This window comes from Marinomonas sp. PE14-40, assembly GCF_051623805.1.
Lineage (GTDB): Bacteria > Pseudomonadota > Gammaproteobacteria > Pseudomonadales > Marinomonadaceae > Marinomonas.
In genome coordinates this window covers 4,462,563-4,486,680 of the sequence record NZ_CP130700.1, presented here as the reverse complement: position 1 = coordinate 4,486,680, position 24,118 = coordinate 4,462,563, and the positions used below count along the sequence as shown (strand labels likewise).

Below are 24,118 nucleotides of genomic sequence, written 5' to 3'. Positions count from 1 at the left end.
CTAGATACTCAGTACTTTCTCTCCGCGCGCGATGCCAGATACACCAGTTCTAACAACTTCAAGAAGATGAACGGCACCTAGTGACTGTAAAAAGCCATCTAGCTTATCTGATTCACCTACAATCTGAATTGTGTAGATAGACGGTGTCATATCAACTATGTTGCCACGGAAAATATCAACTGTACGCTTAATTTCAGCACGTTGAGCACCGGTTGCACGGACTTTCACCAACATCAATTCACGCTCAATATGCTGACCTTCTGTAAGATCAACTAACTTAACAACATCAATCAGCTTATTAAGTTGCTTAGTAATCTGCTCAACTACTTGATCTGAACCAAATGTCGTCAAGGTCAAACGAGACAAAGTCGGATCATCAGTAGCAGCTACGTTAAGAGATTCGATATTAAAGTTTCTTTGAGAAAATAAGCCAACTACACGCGACAAGGCACCTGGTTCGTTTTCCATCAATACAGAGATAATGTGTCGCATATTAGGTACGCTCCGTCTTGCTCAATAACATATCACGCATGGAACCACGAGGTACCTGCATTGGATAAACATGCTCTTCAGGGTCAACATAACAGTTGATAAATACCAACTGATCTTTCATAGCAAAAGCTTCAGCCATTTTTTCATCAAGTTCGTCTTTGGTATTAATTTCAACGTACTGATGACGATAGGCTTTCAATAAAGCTTCAAAGTCCGGTAAGGACTCAAGGTATGAACTAGAGTGGCGACCTTCATAGTTCATATCTTGCCATTGGCGTACCATGCCAAGATAACCATTATTCAAACATAATATTTTAACGGGTAAGCCGTATTGCAAGCAGGTAGACAGTTCTTGAATATTCATTTGAATACTGCCTTCACCGGTTACGCATACTACTTCTTCTTTAGGGAAGTTTAACTTGATCCCCATAGCAGCAGGTAAACCAAATCCCATGGTGCCTAAGCCACCTGAGTTAACCCAACGGTTTGGTTTATCAAACTTGTAGTATTGTGCAGCAAACATTTGGTGCTGACCTACATCGGAAGCAACAAATGCATCCCCTTTAGTCGCTCTCCAACATGCTTCAACTGCAGCTTGTGGCTTGATTTTTTCACTCGTAGTGTCGTATTTACCACCGTGAACCTTGCGCCACTCTTCAATCTGCTTCCACCAGCCATCTAACACGCTTGCATCAGCTTTCTTAGAAGACTCAACAAGACCTAACATTTCGGTTAGTACTTGTCTTACTGGACCAACAATGGGTACATCAGCACGGATAGTTTTAGAAATAGCAGCAGGATCAATATCAATATGAATGATCTTAGCGCCAGGACAGAACTTATCTGGGTCATTTGTTACCCTGTCATCGAAACGTGCCCCCACAGCAAGAATCAAATCACTATGGTGCATGGTCATATTCGCTTCGTAGCTACCATGCATCCCTAACATACCCACAGATTGGCGATCAGTTGCTGGATAGCCACCTAAGCCCATTAGCGTATTAGTTACAGGGAAGTTTAACGCCTTGCCCAATTTCACAAGTAAATCAGACGCACCGCCTAAAATAACACCACCACCGGCATAAATAATTGGGCGTTTCGCCGCAAGCATTAAATCAACCGCTTTTTTAATCTGACCACTATGGCCTTTAGTTGGTGGTACATAAGAGCGTAGAGAAACTGTCTCTGGGTATTTATACTCAAACTTTTCGTTTGGTACTGTCATATCCTTTGGAATATCAACAACTACAGGACCAGGGCGACCAGAAGAGGCTATGTAATACGCTTTTTTAAGAATTTCTGGAATTTCAGACGCATGCTTCACAGAGAAACTGTGTTTGACGATTGGACGACTTACACCAATCATATCTGTTTCTTGGAATGCATCTTCACCAATCAGATAGCTCATTACCTGACCACAAATAACTACCATTGGAATTGAATCCATATAAGCAGTAGCAATACCTGTAATCGTATTTGTTGCACCAGGACCCGATGTTACTAGCACAGTACCCGCTTTACCGGTTGCACGTGCATAGCCATCAGCCATATGCGTTGCAGCTTGTTCATGACGAACAAGTACGTGTTTGACATCATTTTGGCGATGCAATGCGTCATAGATATGCAAGGCTGCCCCGCCTGGATACCCATAAATGTATTCTACGCCCTCATCTTTGAGAAAGCGGGCGATCATTTCACCACCGGATAATAATTCCACCTTTTTACCCTCTATTATTCGTTTTACTGCTAGATTTTTATGGCACATATTGTACCCATATATCTTAGTCAGATAAATATTGATTAAACGAAGTTTGCAAAGCTTATGCTGAAACCCTAAAAAAAGGTGTGCATTCAAACGCAAAAAATCGCAGTAATTACACTGCCCGCGTTTTTCGCGAGGAGAAATGTAAAGTTGTAACTTAAATCACTTCACATTTTTGTGTGCATTCATATGTCTAGGCATACGATTGGGATAGGCTGTTGGCCTAAATAAGATTTTTAGCTGGGATGTTTGCTAAAAAGATACCTTATTCTGCCTATTTATTCCCCAAGCTGTCAAGCAACATTTATGAAGAAGCTTGCCCTTCATCCCGCTTCGTGGTGTCATAGGCTGATTTGAACAGTAGGAGTTTTAAAACAATGGCAAGTGAACTAAATCAACAACGAATTATTGATGAATTTTTACGCTGTTTTAGAAAAATGATCATGGAGCCAGAACTAGCAGGAGAGCTGGTTCGCATTGCAAAAGAACATATTAATGAGCCAAATGCATACGAACGTATCTCTGAAGAAGTTTCTAGCCAAACAACGTTAAAAATTACTGATGAACACACAGATGCTGACCGCATGTTCATCAACTTATTAATCGATGTCGTTAAAGGCGATTCTAACCTTTATTAACGTGGCAATTTCTTTTAAAGGCATAACAGCTGTTTATGCCTTTAAAAAGTATGCCTATTAAAAGTCTTATCTCTTTGTCATCATCAAAAAACGATCTAAGCATGCCTCAAGCTAGCGCATTAACTGTCGCTGAACTAAACGAACTCGCCCTTAAAATCAAAGAGTGGGCGATAGAGTTTGGTTTTGCTGAAGCGAAAATCACAGGTACAGATTACAGCCAGCATAAAGAAGATTATCAAGCTTGGATTGATGCGGGCTATCACGCCAGTATGGATTATCTCGCTAACCATGGTGATATGCGCTTTTTTCCAGAACAGCTACACCCAGGCACACAGCGTATTATTGCTTTACGCATGCATTATTTACCTCAGTCTGTCGAAACGGTTAAACGCCTACAAACGAAAAGCAAGGCCTATATTGCCCGTTACGCCCTTGGCCGTGATTATCACAAGTTAATTCGTAAACGTTTAACCCTGCTTGCCAAAAAAATTCAAACTGAAGTGGGCGATCATGGTTATCGCGCTTTTGTTGATAGCGCCCCTGTTTTAGAAAGACAAATCGCTGAAAATGCAGGCTTAGGCTGGACAGGTAAAAATACCTTACTCTTAACCCCCAAAGCAGGTAGCTGGTTTCTGTTAGGTGAAGTTTTTACCAATTTACCTCTACCGATAGACAAACCAACGCCCAAAAGACATTGCGGTAGTTGCACCGCTTGCCTTGACCTTTGCCCTACCAATGCCTTTGTTGAACCTTGGGTATTAGACGCCAACAAATGTATCTCATATCTCACCATAGAACATGATGGTCCCATACCGGTTGAACTGAGAGCGAAAATGGGCAATCGTATTTTTGGCTGTGATGATTGCCAGCTGGTCTGTCCATGGACAAAGTTTGCTAAATATACCGAAGAGCAAGATTTTCAACCTCGTCACCAACTTGATAAAGAAGAGTTAGTGACGCTTTTTATGTGGCATGAAGAAGAGTTTTTGAAAAAGACAGAAGGCTCGCCTATACGCCGTACAGGCTACGAGAACTGGCTTAGAAATATTGCCATTGCGTTGGGTAATGCTCCTTATAGCGAAGAAGTCATTAACGCCCTAAAAAGTAGAGAGAATAGCAGCTCTGAGCTGGTAAAAGAGCATGTTAGCTGGGCTTTAGCTCAGCAGGCTCTTAAACCGAAACTCATTTAGTATCACTATTTTGAATAACGAATTAAGCCTTCTTGTGCAGTAGAAGCAACTAACTCCCCTTTTCGATTAAATATCTGACCTCTTACAAAGCCTCTAGCACCACCAGCGCAGGGGCTATCAGCCACATAAAGCAGCCAATCATCTAATTTAAAGGGCCTATGAAACCAAATAGCATGATCAAGGCTAGCAATATTTAAATAGCGATTCCCAATTGAAATACCATGAGGCGTCAAAGCCGTTTCTAAAAAGCCATAATCGCTTGTATAAGCCAACATAGATTGATGAATCAGCTGGTTATCAGGCAAAGGCGCCACACTTTTAATCCACATATGGCGTTTGGCTATGCCATGCCTTGGCCTAAATGGATTTTGATTTTCCACAACTCGACACTCAATGGGTCTATCAGCAATAAACAGGTCTCGAATCTTATCTGGTATCTCACTGGCATGAGCGCGATATAAATCCAGTTCGGATTGGAAATGTTCAGGCCCTGGAACATTTGGCATAACGTCTTGGTGTTCAAAGCCCGCTTCTTCCTGATGAAACGAAATAGACATGTTAAGGATTTGTTTCCCAAACTGGCTGGCCACCACACGACGCATACTAAAACTGCCGCCATCTCGGATCACTTCCACATCATAGTTAATAGGATGGGATGCATCGCCAGGGCGCAAAAAGTAAGCATGTAGTGAATGGGGTTGGCGATTCTCTACTGTTTGTGTGGCAGCGGACAAACCTTGTCCTATAACCTGACCACCAAAAACTTTAGGAAAGCCCAGATCCTTGCTGCGGCCAATAAAATGGGTTTCATCTTGTTGCTCTAATTTAAGAACATCAATTAAATCATTTACGACATTTTGCAATTTTCTTAAACTCCCATTCAGTTAATTATAAAACTCTTATATAGATTAATAACTTGAATTTAATCATACGCTTAAAGCTTATGTCATAAATCAAATTAATAGCAAATTAGTCACATAATATGAAAATTATTTATTCTGTTAACTTTGCTTATTGCGCTTTTTTTTGGTTCTATGGACTTGCTAACTCTGTGAGGTATTTTTTTGTCTGAGTCATCCCTAGTCGATCCATTTGGAAGACGCATAGATTATCTTCGTATATCAGTCACCGATCGTTGTGACTTTCGCTGCACTTATTGCATGGACGAAGATGTCACTTTCATGCCTAAAGAACATATTTTGTCATTGGAAGAGATCGTCACTACTGCGCGTACTTTCATAAAAATGGGCACTAAACGCATCCGTATTACCGGAGGTGAACCACTTGTCAGAAAAAACATTCTATGGGCACTTGAGCAAATTGCCAATACCCCAGGCTTAGAAGAGCTAACAATTACGACAAATGGCTCAATGTTAAAAAAATTGGGACAATCTCTCTATGATGTGGGTGTATCACGCTTAAATGTCAGTCTAGATACTCTAATCGAAGAAGAATTTAATCGTCTGACTCGTCGCAACAAATTTAAGCAAGTGGTTGAAGGAATAGAAAGCATTGCAGCACTTCCTTTTAATCGCTGTAAAATTAATAGCGTCATTATGAAAAACCAAAATGACGATCAAATTCTACCTCTGGCTAAATTTGCACTCGCCCATAATATGGACATTAGCTACATAGAAGAAATGCCCTTGGGAGCCATCACTGCGCACGATAGAGCAGAGTCTTATATGTCGAGTGACGATGTGATCGAGCTATTAAGTAATCACTATCAGCTAAGTAAAAGTTCGGCCACAACCCCTGGCCCAACTCAGTACTACAAGGTTGAAGGCGAACAAGGTCGTATTGGTGTTATTTCGCCTCATAGCCATAATTTCTGCTCTAGTTGTAACCGTATACGTATGACGGTAGAAGGTCGTCTGTTGTTATGTCTAGGCAATGAGCATTCACTTGATTTAAAGCCTTATATACGTGCAACGAATCAGGATAAACTGACATTAGAAGATGCCATTATTAAAGCTTTGGCACTCAAACCCGAACAGCACTATTTTAATCTAGATGAAGAGCCCCAAATTTTACGCTTTATGAGCGCAACTGGTGGTTAATAAAGAAGGCAAACAATGAGCAAGACAGCTAAACCTTTTCGTTCCTTAAACATTAATGTACTTACAGTTTCAGACACTCGATCCATTGCAGAAGACACCTCAGGTGATGCACTAATTGCAGGGGTAACAGAAGCAGGTCATAACCTAGTCGAAAGAAAACTTGTAAAAGATGACATCTACGACATGAGAGCGGCAGTTTCTAACTGGATTGCCGATAAGGAAATTAATGTTGTTCTTATTACTGGCGGTACAGGCTTCCATTCAAGAGACAGCACACCGGAAGCCTTGAAACCACTTTTTGATATGCATGTTGAAGGTTTTGGTGAACTCTTTAGACAGATTTCCTTTGAAGAGATCGGCACTTCAACTATTCAATCAAGAGCAGCAGCCGGTATTGCTAATCGTACCTTGGTATTTTGTCTTCCTGGCTCAACAGGCGCATGCAAAACAGCTTGGTATAAAATTATTGAGTCTCAACTTAATGCAACAACTCGTCCTTGTAACTTTGTTGAGATGTTACTAGGTAAATAGAACTAAGCTTTAAATGCAATAATCCAAATGTGATTGGGTGTACTCTTTATTCTGTGCACTCTTTCATACACCACCTCAAATACGTAAAGTCTAATCACTCGTTCCAGCTAAATATTTATTAAGGCCAATCATGTCTAAGTCGCCATTAATCTCTTTCACAGATGCACTCAATACGATTCAAGCAAACTCCAACTGCTTGGTGTCTAAACAGGCAATCGAGCTTGATCAAGCTTTAGGTAAGGTGTTGGCACAAGATATTATTGCTGAACTTGATATCCCACCTGCCTCAAATAGTGCAATGGATGGATACGTCATGCGCTTTGAGGATTGGCAAGTAAACAAGGTGTTTGCCATTAGTCAACGTATTCCAGCAGGACAAGCAGCAACCGAATTAGAAGCAGGCACAGTTGCTCGAATTTTCACTGGTGCAGAAATCCCCACCAATGCTGACTTGGTTATTATGCAAGAAAATGCAACTCAACAAGATGAAGGGGTGAGCTTTCAGCAGGAACCGAAGCAACATGATAACATTCGCCCAAAAGGCCAAGATATTACTAAAGGAAATCTAGTATTAAGCCAAGGCACTTGCCTTGAAGCTCAACACCTTGGCATGATAGCTAGCCTTGGCATTAAGCAAATCGTGGCATTCTCTGAGCTTAAAGTGGGTATCTTAACCACAGGCGATGAACTTATTGAAGCAGGAAAACCGCTTAAAAAAGGCCAGATATATAATAGTAATGGCCCTATGTTAAAGGCACTAGTGGAAAAGTCAGGTTATAAGGTAGCAAGTTATCAACATGCTCCCGATAACCATGAGGAAACAGAAGCCATTCTGGCAAAAATGGCGCCACTGTGCGATATCATTTTATCCTCTGGCGGGGTCTCCGTTGGCGAAGAAGATCACGTTAAAAATGTAATCGAAGCAAATGGTGAGTTATTACTTTGGAAAATTGCAATTAAACCAGGCAAACCATTAGTTCACGGAAAAGTGTTTAATACCCCTTTCATAGGTTTACCTGGAAACCCTAGCTCTACCTTAGTCACTTTTCATTGGTTTGCGACAATTGCATTAGCAGTAAGCTCAGGTTTAACAGTGACTCCTGTACAAGGTTTTGAGATAGCATCTGGATTTAGCCGACAAAATGCCATTAGTCGTGATGAATTCTTACGAGTATCTATTATTGATGGTAAAGCGATAGCACATCATCAGCAAAGTTCTGGCGCTTTAAGTGCAGCCTGTCATAGCCATGGATATTTTCATATCCCTGCAGGTGAAAAAATCGAAGAAAACAAACGTTTTACCTTTTATCCTTTCTCTAGTTTTTAATCTCTGATTTTTTGAATAAGCTCGGTTTATGAACTAGATTATAGAAAGATTCTAGCGATATTAAACTGAGTTATTCTAAGTTTTGGGGAGTACGCATGCGCAATCTTGAATGGGAAGATTCGTTATATCAGCACCAACATCAGATGATCAAACGTCTAGATACTTACCGTAAGCAACCTTCAAGTAAAGAATTATCAACTGACGATAAAATGGTGATTGAACACTCATTTCAATTGCTTGTGGCATCCATGTTAGATCTAGCTAAATACGTATTAAAACATCACTACAAAACTAAAGTATATGAACGTAATGAAGTGCTTGAAGCCTTGATAGAGCATCAAGATGTAACTTTTGAACAAGGTGAGCAGATGAGAATGCTCATTGAAATTCGTGAAAACATTTTATTTGATTACTTAGACGAGAATTTTAATATTCTAAGGCAAGCAATGGAGCTAAGACGATATAGCTTAGTAGAAGTATTAACAAAAGAATGGACGACGAGACTTAAAAATATAGATGCTCAATTAAAGCTTAATGCCAGCTAATCAGAATCTATGATGCTTAATAAAAGCTTATTAAGCATCACACTTAGAGTTTAGAAATATCAGCAAGAGTACCCAAGCAAAAGTACTCAAAATAACCCTTGCTGATATATAGACTCTTAGTTAACCCATTTCATTCACAAAAGCATTACGGATAATACCGCGCAACCATTGATGACCTAAGTCAAATTGATATCTATCATGCCAAATCATTGAATAATCGAAGGTTCGAGTTTCAAACGGTAGATTATAAATTTTTAAATCTGGAGACGTAGCCAAAATATCAGTGGCAAACAAACGCGGTACTGTCAGCAATAAGTTACTGCTAGAAACAACCCTCACAGCAGGCACAAAGTTTGGTAGCACTATCGCTACATGCCTTTGGTGACCCATCTTATCTAATACTCTATCAACCGCCGCTCTTTCTTTTTTACCTAATACCACTTGAGCGTGATGTAGGTTCAAATATTTCTCTAATGTCAGCTCACCTTGTAACCCAGGGTGATCTGCTCTGGCAATACAAACCATTTCATCTGTATCTAAACGAACGGCTCGAATACTACTTGGCGGCTCTTTTGAGATGACCGCAACAGCAACATCAATATCATTTACGTCTAATTCAAATGAGGTACCTTCATGCCAATGCTTTACATCTAACACTGCATTCGGTGCTTGCTGTCTAAAACTATCTAAGATTTTAGGCAGCACTGTTAAAGCACCAAAATCTGTAGTAGATAAAACAAAACGACGCTGTGAAGAGGCTGGATTGAACTGAGGCGGCTGAACTAAACTCTCTAGCCCCTTAAGCATATCAACTAAATAAGGTGCTAAATTTTCTGTACGAGCCGTTGGCGATAAACCATGGGAAGTACGAACAAATAAGGGGTCATTAAATACTTCTCTAAGTCTAGCAAGAGAGCGACTGACCGCTGGTTGACTTACATTTAATTTCTGTGCCGCTTTGGTAACGTTCAGCTCATCAATTAAAACTTGCAGAATATAAAGCAAGTTTAAGTCAATTTCTGATAATTTTATTTCTTGCAAAGAAATAACCCCCAATTATAAATTCTTGTAAAAATTGTCATATATAGCATATCAAAAATGCATGATATGCCAATCAAATTAATTAAATGAATAAAAATTAAACAGATATCTGTCTAATTTCTGCAGATGTCATACCTAATAAATACAGTATGCTATCTAAACCTAACTGATTAACAGGATGTGGAGCCTGCTCTCTAACTAAAGGTTTAGCGTGTAAAGCGACACCAAGGTTCGCCGTATTTAACATGAGTAGATCATTTGCACCGTCACCACAAGCAATCGTTTGAGACTGACTATAACCTGTTTCTTGTAAAATGGTTTCTAATAAATATTTTTTACGGCTGCCATCTACGATTGGCCCTAAATGCTTACCCGTTAATTGATCTTCTTCTATTTCCAGCACATTAGCATGCACTTCAGTAAAGTCGAAGGCATGTTTGATCTTGTCAGCAAAGAAGGTAAAACCGCCGGATAGAATTGCAGTATGCCAATCAAAATGATTTAACACCTTCATCAATTTTTCTATGCCTTCCATATATTCAATACGAGCAAAAACACCATCCATGACATCACTACTTAAACCATCTAGCAAAGATAATCGTTTAACAAAACTTTCTGTAAAATCTATTTCACCGCGCATGGCACTCGCAGTAATCACTGCAATTTCTTCACCAATTCCTGCTTCTACCGCTAGCTCGTCCATTACTTCAGCTTTAATTAAAGTCGAGTCCATATCAAATACAGCAAGACCTGGTCGGCTAATATCAACGGATTGGCTTTGATAAACATGATCGATATGGCTTGTATCAGAAAAACTTAATAGCTGTGCTCTTACCATAGCCTCTTGCTCTTTAGTAAAAGGGCTATTTAAAATCCATCTCTGCACAGCAACAGGGTCACTAGAATCAGTTAAATAATTGCGGCTTGCATCTTTATTAAACCCAGCTAACCAAGACTCCAATTGATCCATTGTCTCTTGATCAATGGCACCCAATAACGTAATACTTGCAGACATAGTTTTTCCTCAAACAACATTAGCTCAACTATATCAAATACCTGTCCAATCAAATACTCTAGATGATGAATCACCATACAAAATACACATTTTAAGTCTAAAATAGCGACTAAAGATGGTAAAAGGCTTAGAAAATCGATAGTTAAAAATATCAGTTTTAAGCCCTAGTCATCCTCTGATGAAAAATGGCTAACTGATTAACAAATATGCAAATTAAAGAAAACCAATCTCAGCCGATAGCATATAGACACCCTGACATTTAGCCGCCTTTGGAATATTGACAGAATAATGGATATCAAAACAAAAGCTCGCAGTATAAGTACACTTCTTGAAGAAAGAATGAGTGCCTCTATCGTCACTTTAATGACTTTTCTCAGCTTAATTTTGATCTCTCTTACCATTTTTTGGGCAACAATTACTAACACGCTTGAAGGTTATTTAACTCAACAAACTGAAGTATTAGGCAGCAGCTTAGCAACTCAAGCCGCCTTTAATGCCACACAATCCATTTTAACAAATGACCTATTAAGCTTGAACGTGCTCCTTACTAGATTAGTGGTTGATGAAAATATTTTGAGTGCTCGAGTCTTCAATAAACAAGACGAATTACTTGCTGAAGCCTCAAGTGATAATAGTAGCCATTTAAATGATAGCGACATCAGCTTAAGTGAAAACAAAAGAGTATTTAGCTCCAGCGTCAAATTCAGACAAGAAGTGGTTGGTCACGTTATTATCACACTTGATAAAACCCCTACCCAGAACATTTTATCCCGACTAAATTCACTGCTCATTAGTGTCAGTATATTCATTACTGCGATTGCACTCTTCATCGTCTTCTTTATGACTAAAAAACTTTTTGCACCAATCACAAATGTGAGTGAGGCATTAGAAGCGCTATTAAAAGGCCATACAGACGCACGACTCAACAAAGGCCTCTATAAAGAAGCTAACACCCTATTACAATTACTGGCTAAAGTGCAGTCTTTAGAATGGCTCCCAAGTGCTCAAGGTGATAAAAGAGCAACGCCAGAAACCAACCTAGAAGCTTTAGAAGCGGACACAGAGAAAGAAGATCAATTTGAGTTTAACTTTGAGCAAATTTTTGAAGAAGATAAGCAGAGAAGCTGCATTCTTTATATTGAATTAACCAATATGAGCCAATGGCAGGAAGAGTTTACACCGATTCAGATAGCTAACCTTTTCACGCCTGTTTATCGTGCTATGTTTCAAGCGAGTGAAGCCTATTGCGGCCAAGTTCATCAATATCAAGAAAACTCGACACTTATACTATTCAGTGCCAGTGAATGTGAAGACCAACTATATTTAAATGCTATCTGTACCGCTAAGCTATTTACGAATTTATTAGAGAAATTACTGCAGTCGGATATTTATGCTGATAGTCCTAGCATTGAATATAAGATAGTGATTGATGATGGCATGAAAAACCTTGCTCAACGCATGGAGCAGCTTGATGATATTCCACCTGAATTTGAGCCACTATTTAGCCAAATTAAACACTTGAGCGATGAAATAGACGTAAAAACAACGGCCATCAGTGAAGCTATTTTTGTTTTGCCAGAAATTCAAAACAAGGTATTCACAGGGCTTCCAGATATACATACCGATGCCAATGGAAATGAGCAACTAAGCTATTCCATCAAAGGTATGTCGGATAAGTTATTAAGCAAAATACAAACAAAGTTTGAGCAAATAAGCGAATAACACCTATAAAAGAAAACAAATAAAGCCAACTAACAGACAGTTGGTTTTTTTGGTTATATTAAAATTACTCACTAGTTCTAGTTAATCCGTCAGATATATCCCCCTTAAGACAGTTCTCACTATTGCCATCAAAGACAACTAGAAAAACTCCCTCTTGGCAACTCACCAAGTTTAAACATTAGGCCTGTAACTCTAAGTTAACCGCTTAGGAAATACAGAAAACACAAACTCTAGGCAGAAAAAAACCAACTGCTATACAGTTGGTTTTTGGTTATGCCTATCTATTCTATTAGTTAATCATTTAGATGCATGACATCATCCAAAGACAACCCTTGTTTTTCCATCATTAACTTCAGTTTTCTTAAGGCTTCAACTTGAATTTGACGAACACGCTCTCGTGTTAAACCTATTTCTGCACCTACATCTTCAAGTGTACTAGGTTCATAACCACGTAAGCCAAATCGGCGTGCAATCACTTCTCTTTGTTTTTCATTCAAATCGTTTAGCCAATGATCAATGTTATGCACCACATCACTAAACTGTCTTTCGTCTTCTGGACCTGCATGATTTTCATCTGCAATTATCTCAACCAAACTTTTGTCTGTATCCATACCACCGACAGGGGAATCGATCGAACTGATACGTTCATTTAAGCTCAGCATTTTTTGCACATCTTCCACAGGACGATCAAGCAATTCAGCTATATCTTCTGCACTTGGTTCATGATCGAGCTTTTGTGTTAATTCACGAGCAGCTCTAAGGTAAACATTCAGTTCTTTTACAACATGGATAGGTAATCGAATTGTTCTAGTTTGGTTCATAATGGCACGTTCGATTGTTTGTCGAATCCACCAAGTCGCATAAGTTGAGAATCGGAAACCTCTTTCCGGATCAAACTTCTCAACCGCTCTGATAAGGCCTAAGTTGCCCTCTTCGATCAAATCTAGTAGAGACAAGCCTCTATTAAGGTAGCGACGTGAAATCTTCACCACTAGCCTTAGGTTACTTTCTATCATCCTTTTACGTGATGACTCATCGCCTTTTAACGACTTACGCGCATAATAAACTTCTTCTTCCGCGCTTAATAAAGGAGAAAAACCAATCTCACTTAAATACATCTGAGTAACATCAAGATTTTTGCCAACATCCTCATTGGCATATCTTGCAGTAACTGCTGATTCAAACTCTTCATTAGAATCAACAACATCTAGATTAAGACCATTCTCAATATCATTATCCGTTGATAATGCTACATCCTCTGCTTTTACGATTTCTACAGCTTTCATGTTCCCTCCAAATACCCAATGAGTTGTTATTATTTGGGTAATACTTTTAATGGGTTTATTGGCTGACCGTCTTTCCTAACCTCAAAGTGCAATAATGATGTTTGTGATCCCTTTCCTCCGATGATTGCAAGTTTTTGACCCGCTTTGACCGATTGCTGCTCTTTCACTAAAATTTCTTGGTTGTAAGCATAAGCACTTAGGTATTCATCACTGTGTTTTACAATAACAAGATTACCGTAACCAATTAATCCATTCCCTGCGTAAACAACAATACCATCAGAAGCTGAAACCACCTTGCCATTCTTCTTGCCTTTGATATCTATACCTTTACTACTAACACCCTTGTTTGAAAACCCCTTGATCACATCTCCAGACACGGGCCACACCCAATTTAGGGCTTTTTTGGACTTAGTTTTAGTATTAGATGGCGTTTTTAATATTTGGTTCTTGTTATTTACAGTGGTTTGCTTTTTATTACTTTTGACCACCTTCGTAGGGGTGATTTTCGCTTTTTGGCTATTTACAGTACTTTTCTTAACCGTTTGTTTAACCGTTTTAACCTTGTTTGATAAACGAATTTTCTGTTTTGGATAAATCACATAAGGTGCAGGGATCTTATTTAAGGCAGCAAGCTCTTTATAATTAAGGCCGTACTTAAAAGCGATAGAGAATAAAGTGTCACCTGACTTTACGCGATAGTAGCCGCTTACAGATTTTTGTTTTCCAAAGGAAAGATCTGGCGTCCAGCTGGATTTATTTGAATTTGAAGCCCCAGAAAAGTTCAAAGGGTCACTGGCACAGCCGTAAAGCATCATGCCAGCTAAACTAACAGCAATTAAATCAATTAACTTTATTATTCTCTTCTTACTTGCCATCAGAAATTATATTGGTGCTCACTTTTGAAAGATGAATTAAAGTTTCGTATCTATATCATTCGTATCATTAAGTAAAAAAATGTTATTTATCACCTTAATTATAAAAATACCAAGCAATACAAAGCACAAGGGATAAACTAAATCAGATGACATTTGATAATCATTAATATTCCAAGGCATCACATACATGACATTTTCGGGCACTTCTTTACCATCAATATTGGTCCACTGACCTATATTTTTCCATGGCCAGATTTTTAACAATGATCCCAACATAACGCCAATTAAGAATGAAATCGTTATTTCTCTAAAATATGTCATTAAATATTTAAGTAATTTAGAAAACGTCAGTAAACCCAATAAAGCGCCAGAGGCAAACAAAACTAAAACATTTAGCTCTAAATTTTTTATTGCTAATAAGACTGGTCCATACATACCTAACATTAATAGGATAAAACTACCTGATATACCGGGTAATAACATGGCACAAATGGCAATCATGCCAGACAAAATAATCATTAAAGGTGTTACATTGATATTCGTCGGTGATAATAAGGACACCAACACACCAAAACAGCAGCCAAATAAAATCATCATCAAATGCTTAGTTTGCAGTTTAGGTAGATCTTTTGACAATAATGCAGCTGAGGCCAGAATCAGCCCCAGAAAAAAACTAGCTAAATATCTTGGGTAAAACTCTAGTGCATAAGAAATAGCGCCAGACAAGGCAACTAAACTGGTTAAAATACCTATCCCTAATACAAGTAAGAAACTAGCATCAAAGTGTTTCCATAGGCCTTTAATGTCGCCATTGAAAAGCAATTGTATGCTTTCCTTATTTACGCCACTGAGCGCTGAGATCAAACGCTCATAAACACCCAATATAAACGCAATAGTGCCTCCAGAAACACCTGGGACAATGTCTGCAGCCCCCATAAAAATGCCACTAAAGTATATCTTTACCCATTTATTCATCTTCTAAACCTTCTAGCAGAGGAACAAAGTGAGCCTTCTCATCATCCAGACGCTTCCACTTAGCTCCTTCTTTTACCCAACAGGCAACACAGGAAACTGTATCCTCAATTGGCATAATTAAAATTCCGCCCTCTTTTAAGTTTTCTAACAAGGCAGTAGGCACCTTATTTACCATAGCTGTGACTATGATGGCATCTAACGCAACACGGCTAGGCCAACCTTTATTCGCGTCACCATAAAGGTATTCAACATTTTTAATATTCAGTTGAGTAAGTCTTTGCTTAGCAATTTCATGCAAGGCTTGTTTACGTTCTATGGTATGCACTTTATTAAAAAAGTGAGCCAGTAATGCCGTTTGATAACCTGACCCTGTTCCCACCTCTAACACTCTTCCCAAACGCGCATATTGCAACAGCCACTGAGTCATTCTGGCAACGGTGAAAGGTTGACTTATCGTTTGGTTGTGACCTATGGGTAACGGAGTAGAAGAATAAGCAAGATGAGAAAAAGCAGGTTCAACAAAAATATGGCGCGGTAACTCCGCCATTTTTGCTAATAAAGCTTCGTTTTCTATCCCTTGTCTTCTTAAATCATTAATCATGCTTGAAGCACGACTTTCAGAGGTTCTCACTAAACTTTTTAAACTATTCATTTTCATCTAAAGGCGTGTCTAACCAAGTAGAGATAGAATTCATGGCATTGTAACATGTCATATCTGTATGCAAGGGTGTGATAGAAACATAACCCTGATTAATAGCATGAAAGTCCGTCCCTTCTTTCTCATCATGAGGCTCAGATAATGCCCCAATCCAATAACTAGGTATACCTTTAGGATGCTGAGCAGAAATCGCTGGCTGGGCAGATTTACGATAACCTAATCGCGTCACTTTAAATCCTTTGATATTTTCAAACTCAACGTCGGGGACATTAACGTTCAAAATACTCCCCTTAGGCAAAGACTGACTTAATGACGTTAACGCTTTGTGGTCTGCAATCAGGTTCATAATGACTTTTGCGGCTGTATCAAAATGTTTATTGCCAACCAAAGATACGGCTATGGCAAAACACCCTACATGACGCGCTTCCATTGCTGCTGCAACAGTCCCAGAGTAAATAACATCATCACCTAAATTTGGACCATGATTAATACCTGAAACAACAAAATCAAATTTACCATCAATAACTTCAGAGATTGCTAAATTAACGCAATCAGACGGCGTGCCATCAACACTGTACTGTCCTGGTGCAACCTGTTTAGGTTGAAGAGTACGAGTCAAAGTTAACGAATTACTAGCCCCACTCCGGTTTCGATCAGGGGCAACCAAAACCGTCTCATATTTATTGGATAAAAACTGATTTAAAGTTTGAATGCCTTTTGCATCCACTCCATCGTCATTCGCTATTAGTATTCTCATTGGCACTCAAATTAGAAACATCGGTAAAATCAATTAACTCACGTAATACACTTGTGGCAAAACATCCTTTTGGAAGGCTAAATTGCACAATTAATTGATCGTTAAGCAATTCCCAGACCATGTTTTCAGGTATCACTCGTGTAGCTCTTTGCTCACGCCCTAAAGAGAGCCGATGTAACTGAGCTAATAGTATTTCGTCACCTTTCCAAGATTGCTCCATTGAGTGAGCTCTTAATATGCTGGTATCCGCTAGAGCACCGTTATTTGCTAAAGGTAGCTGAGGATGCAAATCCAATTGATGCAACCGTCTTAATAAATTAGCATTGAGTTCATCTACCTTAAAAGAGGATTGTGTTCCTTGTAGCTGAACTCTATCGTCAATAAACACTTGCCCCCATAAGCCAGAAGCAACTTGATCACTTAATGCCTGGTTAAAAAACCAAGAACGTATCGCTGAAAGCCAAAATGATTCTGTCTTAGTTAAACGTTTTTTTGGGGATGGCTCTTTCGCTAACCAACGACCTCCCTGTGCTAGGTTATTACCATTAATGCCAAATCGTTGCGGTCCAAAATAATTAGGTACACCTTCAAGCGCTACAAGCGCAAGACGGTCTTTTAGATCATCTAAGTTTCCAGCTAGATGCCGTATTCTTAAAACAAAGCGGTTAGTTTTATGGACGCCTACTTTAAGTTTACGAGGGTGTTTCTCCATCTGAACCAGCTTAATACTCTCTTCTGGTGCAAGCTCCTCGCTAATAGCCTGCATTAAGCCAGCACCATCTAAGGCTTTATTAAGCACATGTAAGCAAAACCATTGGCGTGTGACCGCATGCCTATCTTTTACGCCACTATAAGTGACCTTGTTCGAAGCGATATCAGCATGCTTTGCGATAAGTCGAGCTAAGAACTCTGTATTGACTCCTTGTTTCTCAATGAAAAGATACAAATGCTCGCCATTACCTTCAGGCTCGAATCCAAGCTCTTCTTCAACATAAAAGTCTTGTGCATTTGTTTTTAAGTCGCCTGTCACCTGTGGTTTAGACCAAGCATATCGCCAATCAGTATTCATTTTATAACCTTGTTATTTAAGCACTGCGTCAGCACTCTTAGTAAATCAATCTATTCAGCGGCAATAAGCAAAGCAACAGATGCAACTGCAATACCTTCCTTACGCCCAGTAAAGCCGAGTTTCTCAGTGGTTGTTGCTTTGACATTGACACAATCGATATCAAGAGCTAAATCTTGAGCGATATTTTCTCGCATAGAATCAATATGAGGAGCCATCTTAGGTGCTTGAGCCATGATAGTAATATCTAAGTTACCCAATTTATAGCCCTTATTGAGCACTTCTTGATAGGCTTTTTTTAGTAATACTCGGCTATCTGCTCCGGCAAAATCGGGATCAGTATCGGGAAAATGTTTGCCGATATCACCGAGAGCTGCCGCCCCTAAAATAGCATCGGTTAAAGCATGAAGAACGACATCACCGTCAGAGTGAGCAATCAGCCCTTGTTGGTAAGGAATGCTCACTCCCCCTAAAATTATTTCATCACCTTCACCAAATTTATGGACATCAAATCCGTGGCCGATACGAAATGGCAGCATAAATAAATCACCTTATTTAGTCGTTTAGTTAATGCTTATCAAGCAAAGGAAGTAAGGCTTTCGCCATTACCAGGTCGATAGGAAGGGTAACTTTAAAATTACTAGCTTTGCCTTCAACCAAATCAGGATATTGTCCTACCGACTCAAGTGCTGAGCTCTCATCAGTAATCACTAAATTTTGTCTTTTAGCTTTGATTAAGGCAGCAAAAAGTGCATCTACTTTAAATTTTTGCGGCGTTTGTGCATGCCAAATAAACTGTCTATCTAGACTCGTCTTTACATTTGTTTGATGCTTCGATGTTTGCTGTGATTGTTTAATTGTATCTTTTGCAGGCATAGCCAACAGGGCGCCAACCGGATTATTATTCGCTAATAAATCATCAATTTCAGAAATTGAAATTAGTGGCCTAGCAGCATCGTGAACTAAAACAAACTCATCCTTTATGGCGTGTTTATCCATAATAAAAGACAAACCATTTAACACGGTATCACTGCGCTCTTTTCCACCAATATAACGATGGATACGCTTATCATTAGCCCAATTTGAATCCAACCAATAGGCATCATTCACACTTAAACCAACGGCAATATTGTTTATTTTTTCATGACTAAGTAAACGCTGAATAGTTTGGTCAATTAAGTATTGACCCTCTAGCATCAGATATTGCTTTGGGACGTTAGCCTGCATTCGAGCACCAACACCCGCTGCGGGCAAAATAACCCAATAGGAATCTGTCATTGATCTACCATCCTATAAAAGGTTTCACCTTCTTTAATATATTGCAGTTCAGTACGAATCTTTTCTTCAACTGCATCCTGCCCATTTCTAAGGTTCGACAACTGTGCTCTTAAAGCCGCATTACGCTGAGCGAGTCTATCGTTAGTCAACTCTTGAAACTCAACCTGCTTGCTCAATTCTTCTTGACGCTTATGACCTTGCTCACCATATACAAGTTGGTAGGTAAGATAAATCGCCATGAGTGCGAACAATAGGGACACTAATCGTTGCATTGAAATGATCATTCCTGAAAAAGAGCTCCTACTATAAATCACGTCCAATATTGGGTAAAACAAAAAAAGGGAGAACCTAGGTTCTCCCTTTTTTACTTAATCAAGTTTGTTAGATTAAGCTTGACCTTTGATCTCTGAAAGACCGTTATAAGGCGCTTTACCACCTAATTGCTCTTCAATACGAAGCAATTGGTTGTACTTAGCAACACGGTCAGAACGACATAGAGAACCTGTCTTAATTTGACCAGCAGCTGTACCTACTGCTAAATCTGCAATTGTTGCATCTTCAGTTTCACCAGAACGATGAGAGATAACGGCAGTATAACCAGCCGCTTTAGCCATTTTGATAGCTTCTAGCGTTTCGGTCAAAGAACCGATTTGGTTAAATTTGATTAGGATAGAGTTAGCGATACCTTCATCAATACCACGCTTAAGAATCTTAGTATTAGTTACGAATAAATCGTCACCTACTAATTGAATCTTATCACCTAGAATTTTAGTTTGATAAGCGAAGCCTTCCCAATCAGATTCATTCAAGCCATCTTCGATTGATACGATTGGATACTGGTCACAAAGATCAGCTAGGTAGTCAGAAAAGCCTTCTGAAGAAAATACTTTACCTTCACCTTTCAGGTTATATTGACCATCTTCATAGAATTCTGATGCAGCACAATCCATTGCTAAAGTAATGTCTTTACCTAGCTCATAGCCTGCATTGGCAACAGCTTCTTTGATAACTGCCAAGGCTTCAGCATTTGAAGCTAGGTTTGGTGCAAAACCACCTTCATCACCAACAGCAGTATTAAGGCCACGATCACTCAATACTTTTTTCAAGGCATGGAAGATTTCAGCGCCATAACGCAATGCTTCACGGAAGTTAGGCGCGCCAACTGGCTGAACCATAAATTCTTGGATATCTACATTGTTATCAGCGTGCTCGCCACCATTGATGATGTTCATCATAGGAACAGGCATAGAGAATTGACCTGCTGTACCATTGATTTCAGCAATATGCTCATACAAAGGCATTTTTTTAGCGGCTGCAGCAGCTTTAGCTGCAGCAAGCGATACCGCTAGAATAGCATTCGCACCGAAAGTAGATTTATTTTCTGTGCCGTCTAAGTCAATCATGATTTGATCTAGTTCTGCTTGGTTTTCCGCATCTTTACCTAGTAAAGCTTCACGGATTGGACCATTTACAGCAGCGACTGCTTTCAATACACCTTTACCTAGGTAACGACTCTTATCACCATCACGTAATTCAAGTGCTTCACGAGAACCAGTAGAAGCACCAGATGGAGCACAAGCAGAACCAACAGAAGCATCAGCTAAAATTACGTCAGCTTCAACAGTTGGATTACCTCGAGAATCAAGAACTTCTCTCGCCTTAATATCAATGATCTGAGTCATAACAAACCTTTTATCAATAAAATGAAAAAACTACGCCTCTTAAGGCGTAGCACTTATTTCTCTTTACCAGCGTATTTTAGAGCGGCATGTACAAACGCACTAAATAGGCCATGACCATAGCGTGGCGTGGAAGTGAACTCCGGGTGGAACTGACAAGCAACAAACCATGGATGGTCTGCAATCTCTATCATTTCTACTAAAGAGTTATCTTCTGAACGACCTGAAATTGTCAGTCCAGCTTCTTCCAATGCAGTCAAATAATAGTTATTGACTTCATAACGGTGACGGTGACGTTCACTGATAACAGGCTGACCGTAAGCAGTATGTGCTTTTGATCCGTCAAGCAAGTTACAGTTTTGTGCACCAAGACGCATAGTGCCACCTAGGTCTGATTCCTCTGACCGTATTTCTTTGGAACCTTCTGAGTCTGTCCATTCTGTGATAAGACCGACTACTGGATTCTCTGTTTTTAAGTTGAACTCTGTACTATGGGCACCGTTTAGTTTTGCTACATTTCGAGCAAACTCAATAACAGCAACCTGCATACCTAGACAAATACCTAGGTAAGGAATTTTATTTTCACGAGCATATTGCGCCGTTAAAATTTTGCCTTCAACACCGCGTTCGCCAAAACCACCAGGAACTAAAATAGCATCCATTGATTTTAGAACTTCTGTGCCTTCATTTTCGATGGTTTCTGAATCGATATAATGAAGTTTCACTTTAGTTTGTGCGTGAATACCAGCATGATCCATGGCTTCAATTAGAGACTTATAAGCATCTAAAAGCTCCATGTATTTACCAACCATGGCGATATTAACTTGTTTTTCTGGATTCAATTTAGCTTGTGCAACTTTATTCCAGATAGCAAGATCAGGAATACCGCAATCTAAGCTAAAGCGATCAACAATCAGGCTATCTAAGCCTTGATTATTCAGGTGTTGTGGAATGCTATAAATCGTATCGGCATCAGGAAGAGAAATAACAGCTCTTTCATCTACGTTAGTGAAAAGAGAGATTTTCTTGCGTTCAGGCGCTTCAATAGACACTTCAGAACGACATAATAGAATATCAGGCTGAATACCAATTGAACGTAGTTCTTTAACTGAGTGCTGCGTCGGCTTAGTTTTCGTCTCACCAGCAGTGCGAATATAAGGCACCAATGTAAGGTGCATAAATAAAGCACGATGCGAACCTAACTCAACTTTAAGCTGGCGAACCGCTTCAAGGAAAGGTTGTGATTCGATATCACCGACAGTGCCGCCGATTTCAACTAAAGCAACATCAGCCCCTTCAGCACCAGCAATCACACGACGTTTAATTTCATCGGTAATATGTGGGATAACCTGAACCGTACCACCAAGATAATCACCGCGACGCTCTTTTTTCAGTACGCTTTGGTAGATTCGGCCAGAGGTAAAGTTATTACGTTTACCCATTTTAGTAGAAATAAAACGTTCATAGTGACCAAGATCTAAATCTGTCTCAGCACCATCTTCGGTAACAAAAACTTCACCATGTTGGAAAGGGCTCATGGTACCTGGATCAACATTGATGTAAGGATCCAGTTTAAGCATAGTAACTTTAAGGCCGCGCGATTCAAGGATCGCTGCTAGAGAGGCCGCTGCCAATCCTTTACCAAGAGAAGAAACTACGCCGCCTGTGACGAAAATGTATCGAGTCGCCATTTATGAAAAGCCCGCCTTTATAGATGAAAAATAGAGTTGATGACATGTTGAACCATGCCTTCTGACGGGTCGAAATAATATCATTTGATGACTTATCACTCAATCGATAAATCCAGAATCGGACTTAAATAGAGATAAATTCTATTAAGGCCAAGAGATTTAAGAAAAGGGAATTTTAAAAGTTAATTTTTCGGCCAAGTCAGCAGCGTTTTCGGTTGCCATTTAATCTCTAAACGATTTTGAAAGTTAGGCTTCAACCAAATATCTGCAATCGCAACCAGTTCACCTTTGTAATAGAGATAAGGCAAATATTCACGCCACCAAAGAGGTATGTTTTCGTCGTTAAACCATTTTTTTAACTTACGAGAGTGCCCATTGGCTAGAGCTAAATTATAAGATACAGGCTTAGCAGCTAAGCTAAAGTCATCATAGCCCAAAGATTGATGATCGATAATAGACAGAGAATAGGTGTCATAATTACGCTCTACAGGCTGAGCCAAATTCATATCATATTCTTGTTCAGGTAAATCAGCTGGCAACACATATAAACGCCCTTGAAAACGCATTAAGCGGGCCTGTTTATGCTTGAAGCAAGGTTGCTTATCTTGCTGACTAAAAAAACTCGCATCAAGGGCTAGGATTTGAGCCTGTGTCAGACTTAGCGAAAAGAGCTCAAGGTATTGACGTAACCAAAAGGTTCGCTCTTTTTGAGCGAGCAAGGCCAGCTTATCTAAATATAAACTTGCATCAGGTGCCTGCCACTTAGCTAGCTTTTCTTGGCTCAAATTTGACAACATTTGATAATCAAAAGCGAGTCGCCTAGCGGCTTGCTCTATTCTGGTCTCTGCATCTTTTTCAAAAGCCTGTAGGGCTGGAATAATGCGATGGCGAATATGGTTGCGACTATAAACTTCATCCTGATTGGATTCATCCTCGACCCAATCTAAAGCATTATATTTTGCATACTCAATCAAGCTACTTTTATCGAAAGGTAATAACGGTCGATAAAGATAACCATCTGACAAAATACGTGTTTCAGGTATACCTGCTAAGCCTTTGCCGCCCGTACCTCTTAACAAACGAAACATTAATGTTTCCGCTTGGTCACCTGCATGATGTGCTAATAAAAGATAAGCACCCTCACTCAAATGCGAAGCAAAGACATCATAACGAGCAATACGAGCCGCTTCTTCGATTGAATGTTTTTGAGTATTTAATTCAGCTTTGAAACCATGGAACGCTACTTGATACTTATCACATAAGATTTCACAAAAGCTAAACCAATCGTCTGCATTATTGCTTAAACCATGGTGTATATGAATGACCTTTAAACGATTAGAGAAACCTGCCTCAACCAATAAATGCAATAACGCAACAGAGTCAACACCACCACTTAACCCAAGCAAAATGGGTTTATCCGTTCCTTTCAGATATTCCTGAAAAGAGTCACTTAAGCCCATTACGAATGTTTCTTTGGAAAGTTGCATTAGCACCACTCTATTGATCAAGATTTAAATATAAAAAAGCCTC

The 24,118-nt window shown here is 39.4% G+C and carries 24 protein-coding genes; 7 read left to right on the top strand and 17 right to left on the bottom strand.

Going from position 1 to position 24,118, the window contains the following annotated elements; all coding sequences use genetic code 11:
- A complete protein-coding gene (gene ilvN / locus Q0A08_RS20735; RefSeq protein ID WP_046018626.1) occupies positions 1-492 on the bottom strand; it encodes an acetolactate synthase small subunit in 492 nt (163 codons plus the stop codon).
- Between the two features lies 1 nt (position 493).
- Entirely contained in the window at positions 494-2,209 is a 1,716-nt protein-coding gene (locus Q0A08_RS20730; protein WP_438463393.1) for an acetolactate synthase 3 large subunit, read from the bottom strand.
- A 422-nt stretch (positions 2,210-2,631) separates the two neighbouring features.
- Here Q0A08_RS20730 and Q0A08_RS20725 point away from each other — a divergent pair, with 422 nt between their 5' ends.
- Together Q0A08_RS20725 and queG are read left to right on the top strand one after the other, a co-directional pair.
- Entirely contained in the window at positions 2,632-2,892 is a 261-nt protein-coding gene (locus Q0A08_RS20725) for a hypothetical protein (RefSeq protein WP_438463392.1), read from the top strand.
- 101 nt (positions 2,893-2,993) lie between these two features.
- Positions 2,994-4,082 carry a tRNA epoxyqueuosine(34) reductase QueG gene (queG, locus tag Q0A08_RS20720; RefSeq protein WP_438463391.1) on the top strand — a complete coding sequence of 363 codons (1,089 nt, stop codon included), beginning with the start codon at positions 2,994-2,996 and terminating at the stop codon, positions 4,080-4,082.
- Positions 4,083-4,087: 5 nt separating this feature from the next.
- Here the strand turns inward: queG and Q0A08_RS20715 are convergent, their stop codons facing one another.
- Positions 4,088-4,945: an acyl-CoA thioesterase domain-containing protein gene (locus tag Q0A08_RS20715; RefSeq protein ID WP_438463390.1), complete on the bottom strand. Its 858-nt coding sequence runs from the start codon at positions 4,943-4,945 to the stop codon at positions 4,088-4,090.
- 201 nt (positions 4,946-5,146) lie between these two features.
- Here Q0A08_RS20715 and moaA point away from each other — a divergent pair, with 201 nt between their 5' ends.
- The 4 genes from moaA (at position 5,147) to Q0A08_RS20695 (ending at position 8,545) form a co-directional block, all read left to right on the top strand.
- Positions 5,147-6,142, top strand: coding sequence for a GTP 3',8-cyclase MoaA (moaA, locus tag Q0A08_RS20710; RefSeq protein WP_438463388.1), 996 nt, complete (start codon positions 5,147-5,149; stop codon positions 6,140-6,142).
- A gap of 15 nt (positions 6,143-6,157) precedes the next feature.
- The gene (gene moaB, locus Q0A08_RS20705; RefSeq protein ID WP_438463387.1) at positions 6,158-6,673 is read left to right on the top strand and encodes a molybdenum cofactor biosynthesis protein B; all 516 of its coding nucleotides are present in this window, start codon (positions 6,158-6,160) and stop codon (positions 6,671-6,673) included.
- 130 nt (positions 6,674-6,803) lie between these two features.
- A complete protein-coding gene (locus Q0A08_RS20700; RefSeq protein ID WP_438463386.1) occupies positions 6,804-8,000 on the top strand; it encodes a molybdopterin molybdotransferase MoeA in 1,197 nt (398 codons plus the stop codon).
- Positions 8,001-8,095: 95 nt separating this feature from the next.
- Complete coding sequence (locus Q0A08_RS20695; protein ID WP_438463385.1) at positions 8,096-8,545, top strand: hypothetical protein; 450 nt, start codon at positions 8,096-8,098, stop codon at positions 8,543-8,545.
- A 120-nt stretch (positions 8,546-8,665) separates the two neighbouring features.
- On the opposite strand, the gene Q0A08_RS20690 is transcribed toward Q0A08_RS20695, so the two are convergent.
- Entirely contained in the window at positions 8,666-9,586 is a 921-nt protein-coding gene (locus tag Q0A08_RS20690) for a LysR family transcriptional regulator (protein ID WP_438463384.1), read from the bottom strand.
- Positions 9,587-9,683: 97 nt separating this feature from the next.
- Positions 9,684-10,601, bottom strand: a complete 918-nt coding sequence (serB, locus tag Q0A08_RS20685) for a phosphoserine phosphatase SerB (RefSeq protein ID WP_438463383.1) — start codon at positions 10,599-10,601, stop codon at positions 9,684-9,686.
- Positions 10,602-10,889: 288 nt separating this feature from the next.
- Here serB and Q0A08_RS20680 point away from each other — a divergent pair, with 288 nt between their 5' ends.
- Positions 10,890-12,323 carry a hypothetical protein gene (locus Q0A08_RS20680; RefSeq protein ID WP_438463382.1) on the top strand — a complete coding sequence of 478 codons (1,434 nt, stop codon included), beginning with the start codon at positions 10,890-10,892 and terminating at the stop codon, positions 12,321-12,323.
- 293 nt (positions 12,324-12,616) lie between these two features.
- Here the strand turns inward: Q0A08_RS20680 and rpoS are convergent, their stop codons facing one another.
- From rpoS to tilS, 12 genes are all read right to left on the bottom strand, one after another.
- Positions 12,617-13,609, bottom strand: coding sequence for an RNA polymerase sigma factor RpoS (gene rpoS, locus Q0A08_RS20675; RefSeq protein ID WP_438463381.1), 993 nt, complete (start codon positions 13,607-13,609; stop codon positions 12,617-12,619).
- A 29-nt stretch (positions 13,610-13,638) separates the two neighbouring features.
- Entirely contained in the window at positions 13,639-14,484 is an 846-nt protein-coding gene (locus Q0A08_RS20670) for a peptidoglycan DD-metalloendopeptidase family protein (protein ID WP_438463380.1), read from the bottom strand.
- Positions 14,485-14,520: 36 nt separating this feature from the next.
- Entirely contained in the window at positions 14,521-15,459 is a 939-nt protein-coding gene (locus Q0A08_RS20665) for a DUF368 domain-containing protein (protein WP_438463379.1), read from the bottom strand.
- On the bottom strand, positions 15,452-16,111 hold the full coding sequence (locus Q0A08_RS20660; protein WP_438463378.1) for a protein-L-isoaspartate(D-aspartate) O-methyltransferase: 660 nt from the start codon (positions 16,109-16,111) through the stop codon (positions 15,452-15,454). Before Q0A08_RS20660 ends, Q0A08_RS20665 begins: the two co-directional genes overlap by 8 nt.
- Positions 16,104-16,874: a 5'/3'-nucleotidase SurE gene (surE, locus tag Q0A08_RS20655; protein WP_438463376.1), complete on the bottom strand. Its 771-nt coding sequence runs from the start codon at positions 16,872-16,874 to the stop codon at positions 16,104-16,106. The genes Q0A08_RS20660 and surE overlap by 8 nt, the downstream gene beginning before the upstream one ends.
- On the bottom strand, positions 16,852-17,943 hold the full coding sequence (gene truD, locus Q0A08_RS20650; protein WP_438463374.1) for a tRNA pseudouridine(13) synthase TruD: 1,092 nt from the start codon (positions 17,941-17,943) through the stop codon (positions 16,852-16,854). Before truD ends, surE begins: the two co-directional genes overlap by 23 nt.
- 50 nt (positions 17,944-17,993) lie before the next feature.
- Positions 17,994-18,479, bottom strand: coding sequence for a 2-C-methyl-D-erythritol 2,4-cyclodiphosphate synthase (gene ispF / locus Q0A08_RS20645; protein WP_438463373.1), 486 nt, complete (start codon positions 18,477-18,479; stop codon positions 17,994-17,996).
- 28 nt (positions 18,480-18,507) lie between these two features.
- The gene (gene ispD / locus Q0A08_RS20640; RefSeq protein WP_438463372.1) at positions 18,508-19,218 is read right to left on the bottom strand and encodes a 2-C-methyl-D-erythritol 4-phosphate cytidylyltransferase; all 711 of its coding nucleotides are present in this window, start codon (positions 19,216-19,218) and stop codon (positions 18,508-18,510) included.
- On the bottom strand, positions 19,215-19,490 hold the full coding sequence (locus tag Q0A08_RS20635) for a septum formation initiator family protein (protein WP_046018611.1): 276 nt from the start codon (positions 19,488-19,490) through the stop codon (positions 19,215-19,217). The genes ispD and Q0A08_RS20635 overlap by 4 nt, the downstream gene beginning before the upstream one ends.
- Positions 19,491-19,604: 114 nt before the next feature.
- Positions 19,605-20,900, bottom strand: a complete 1,296-nt coding sequence (eno, locus tag Q0A08_RS20630; protein WP_438463371.1) for a phosphopyruvate hydratase — start codon at positions 20,898-20,900, stop codon at positions 19,605-19,607.
- 53 nt (positions 20,901-20,953) lie between these two features.
- Positions 20,954-22,588 carry a CTP synthase gene (locus Q0A08_RS20625; RefSeq protein ID WP_438463370.1) on the bottom strand — a complete coding sequence of 545 codons (1,635 nt, stop codon included), beginning with the start codon at positions 22,586-22,588 and terminating at the stop codon, positions 20,954-20,956.
- A gap of 182 nt (positions 22,589-22,770) precedes the next feature.
- A complete protein-coding gene (gene tilS, locus Q0A08_RS20620; protein ID WP_438463369.1) occupies positions 22,771-24,075 on the bottom strand; it encodes a tRNA lysidine(34) synthetase TilS in 1,305 nt (434 codons plus the stop codon).
- Between the last annotated feature and the right edge of the window lie 43 nt (positions 24,076-24,118).

Bases quoted from the DNA above. Each gene is read 5' to 3' on its own strand.
- ilvN (WP_046018626.1), bottom strand. From the start codon at position 492: ATGCGACACATTATCTCTGTATTGATGGAAAACGAACCAGGTGCCTTG.
- Q0A08_RS20725 (WP_438463392.1), top strand. From the start codon at position 2,632: ATGGCAAGTGAACTAAATCAACAACGAATTATTGATGAATTTTTACGC.
- queG (WP_438463391.1), top strand. From the start codon at position 2,994: ATGCCTCAAGCTAGCGCATTAACTGTCGCTGAACTAAACGAACTCGCC.
- moaB (WP_438463387.1), top strand. From the start codon at position 6,158: ATGAGCAAGACAGCTAAACCTTTTCGTTCCTTAAACATTAATGTACTT.
- Q0A08_RS20700 (WP_438463386.1), top strand. From the start codon at position 6,804: ATGTCTAAGTCGCCATTAATCTCTTTCACAGATGCACTCAATACGATT.
- Q0A08_RS20695 (WP_438463385.1), top strand. From the start codon at position 8,096: ATGCGCAATCTTGAATGGGAAGATTCGTTATATCAGCACCAACATCAG.
- serB (WP_438463383.1), bottom strand. From the start codon at position 10,601: ATGTCTGCAAGTATTACGTTATTGGGTGCCATTGATCAAGAGACAATG.
- Q0A08_RS20680 (WP_438463382.1), top strand. From the start codon at position 10,890: ATGGATATCAAAACAAAAGCTCGCAGTATAAGTACACTTCTTGAAGAA.
- rpoS (WP_438463381.1), bottom strand. From the start codon at position 13,609: ATGAAAGCTGTAGAAATCGTAAAAGCAGAGGATGTAGCATTATCAACG.
- Q0A08_RS20670 (WP_438463380.1), bottom strand. From the start codon at position 14,484: ATGGCAAGTAAGAAGAGAATAATAAAGTTAATTGATTTAATTGCTGTT.
- Q0A08_RS20665 (WP_438463379.1), bottom strand. From the start codon at position 15,459: ATGAATAAATGGGTAAAGATATACTTTAGTGGCATTTTTATGGGGGCT.
- Q0A08_RS20660 (WP_438463378.1), bottom strand. From the start codon at position 16,111: ATGAATAGTTTAAAAAGTTTAGTGAGAACCTCTGAAAGTCGTGCTTCA.
- surE (WP_438463376.1), bottom strand. From the start codon at position 16,874: ATGAGAATACTAATAGCGAATGACGATGGAGTGGATGCAAAAGGCATT.
- truD (WP_438463374.1), bottom strand. From the start codon at position 17,943: ATGAATACTGATTGGCGATATGCTTGGTCTAAACCACAGGTGACAGGC.
- ispF (WP_438463373.1), bottom strand. From the start codon at position 18,479: ATGCTGCCATTTCGTATCGGCCACGGATTTGATGTCCATAAATTTGGT.
- ispD (WP_438463372.1), bottom strand. From the start codon at position 19,218: ATGACAGATTCCTATTGGGTTATTTTGCCCGCAGCGGGTGTTGGTGCT.
- Q0A08_RS20635 (WP_046018611.1), bottom strand. From the start codon at position 19,490: ATGCAACGATTAGTGTCCCTATTGTTCGCACTCATGGCGATTTATCTT.
- eno (WP_438463371.1), bottom strand. From the start codon at position 20,900: ATGACTCAGATCATTGATATTAAGGCGAGAGAAGTTCTTGATTCTCGA.
- Q0A08_RS20625 (WP_438463370.1), bottom strand. From the start codon at position 22,588: ATGGCGACTCGATACATTTTCGTCACAGGCGGCGTAGTTTCTTCTCTT.
- tilS (WP_438463369.1), bottom strand. From the start codon at position 24,075: ATGCAACTTTCCAAAGAAACATTCGTAATGGGCTTAAGTGACTCTTTT.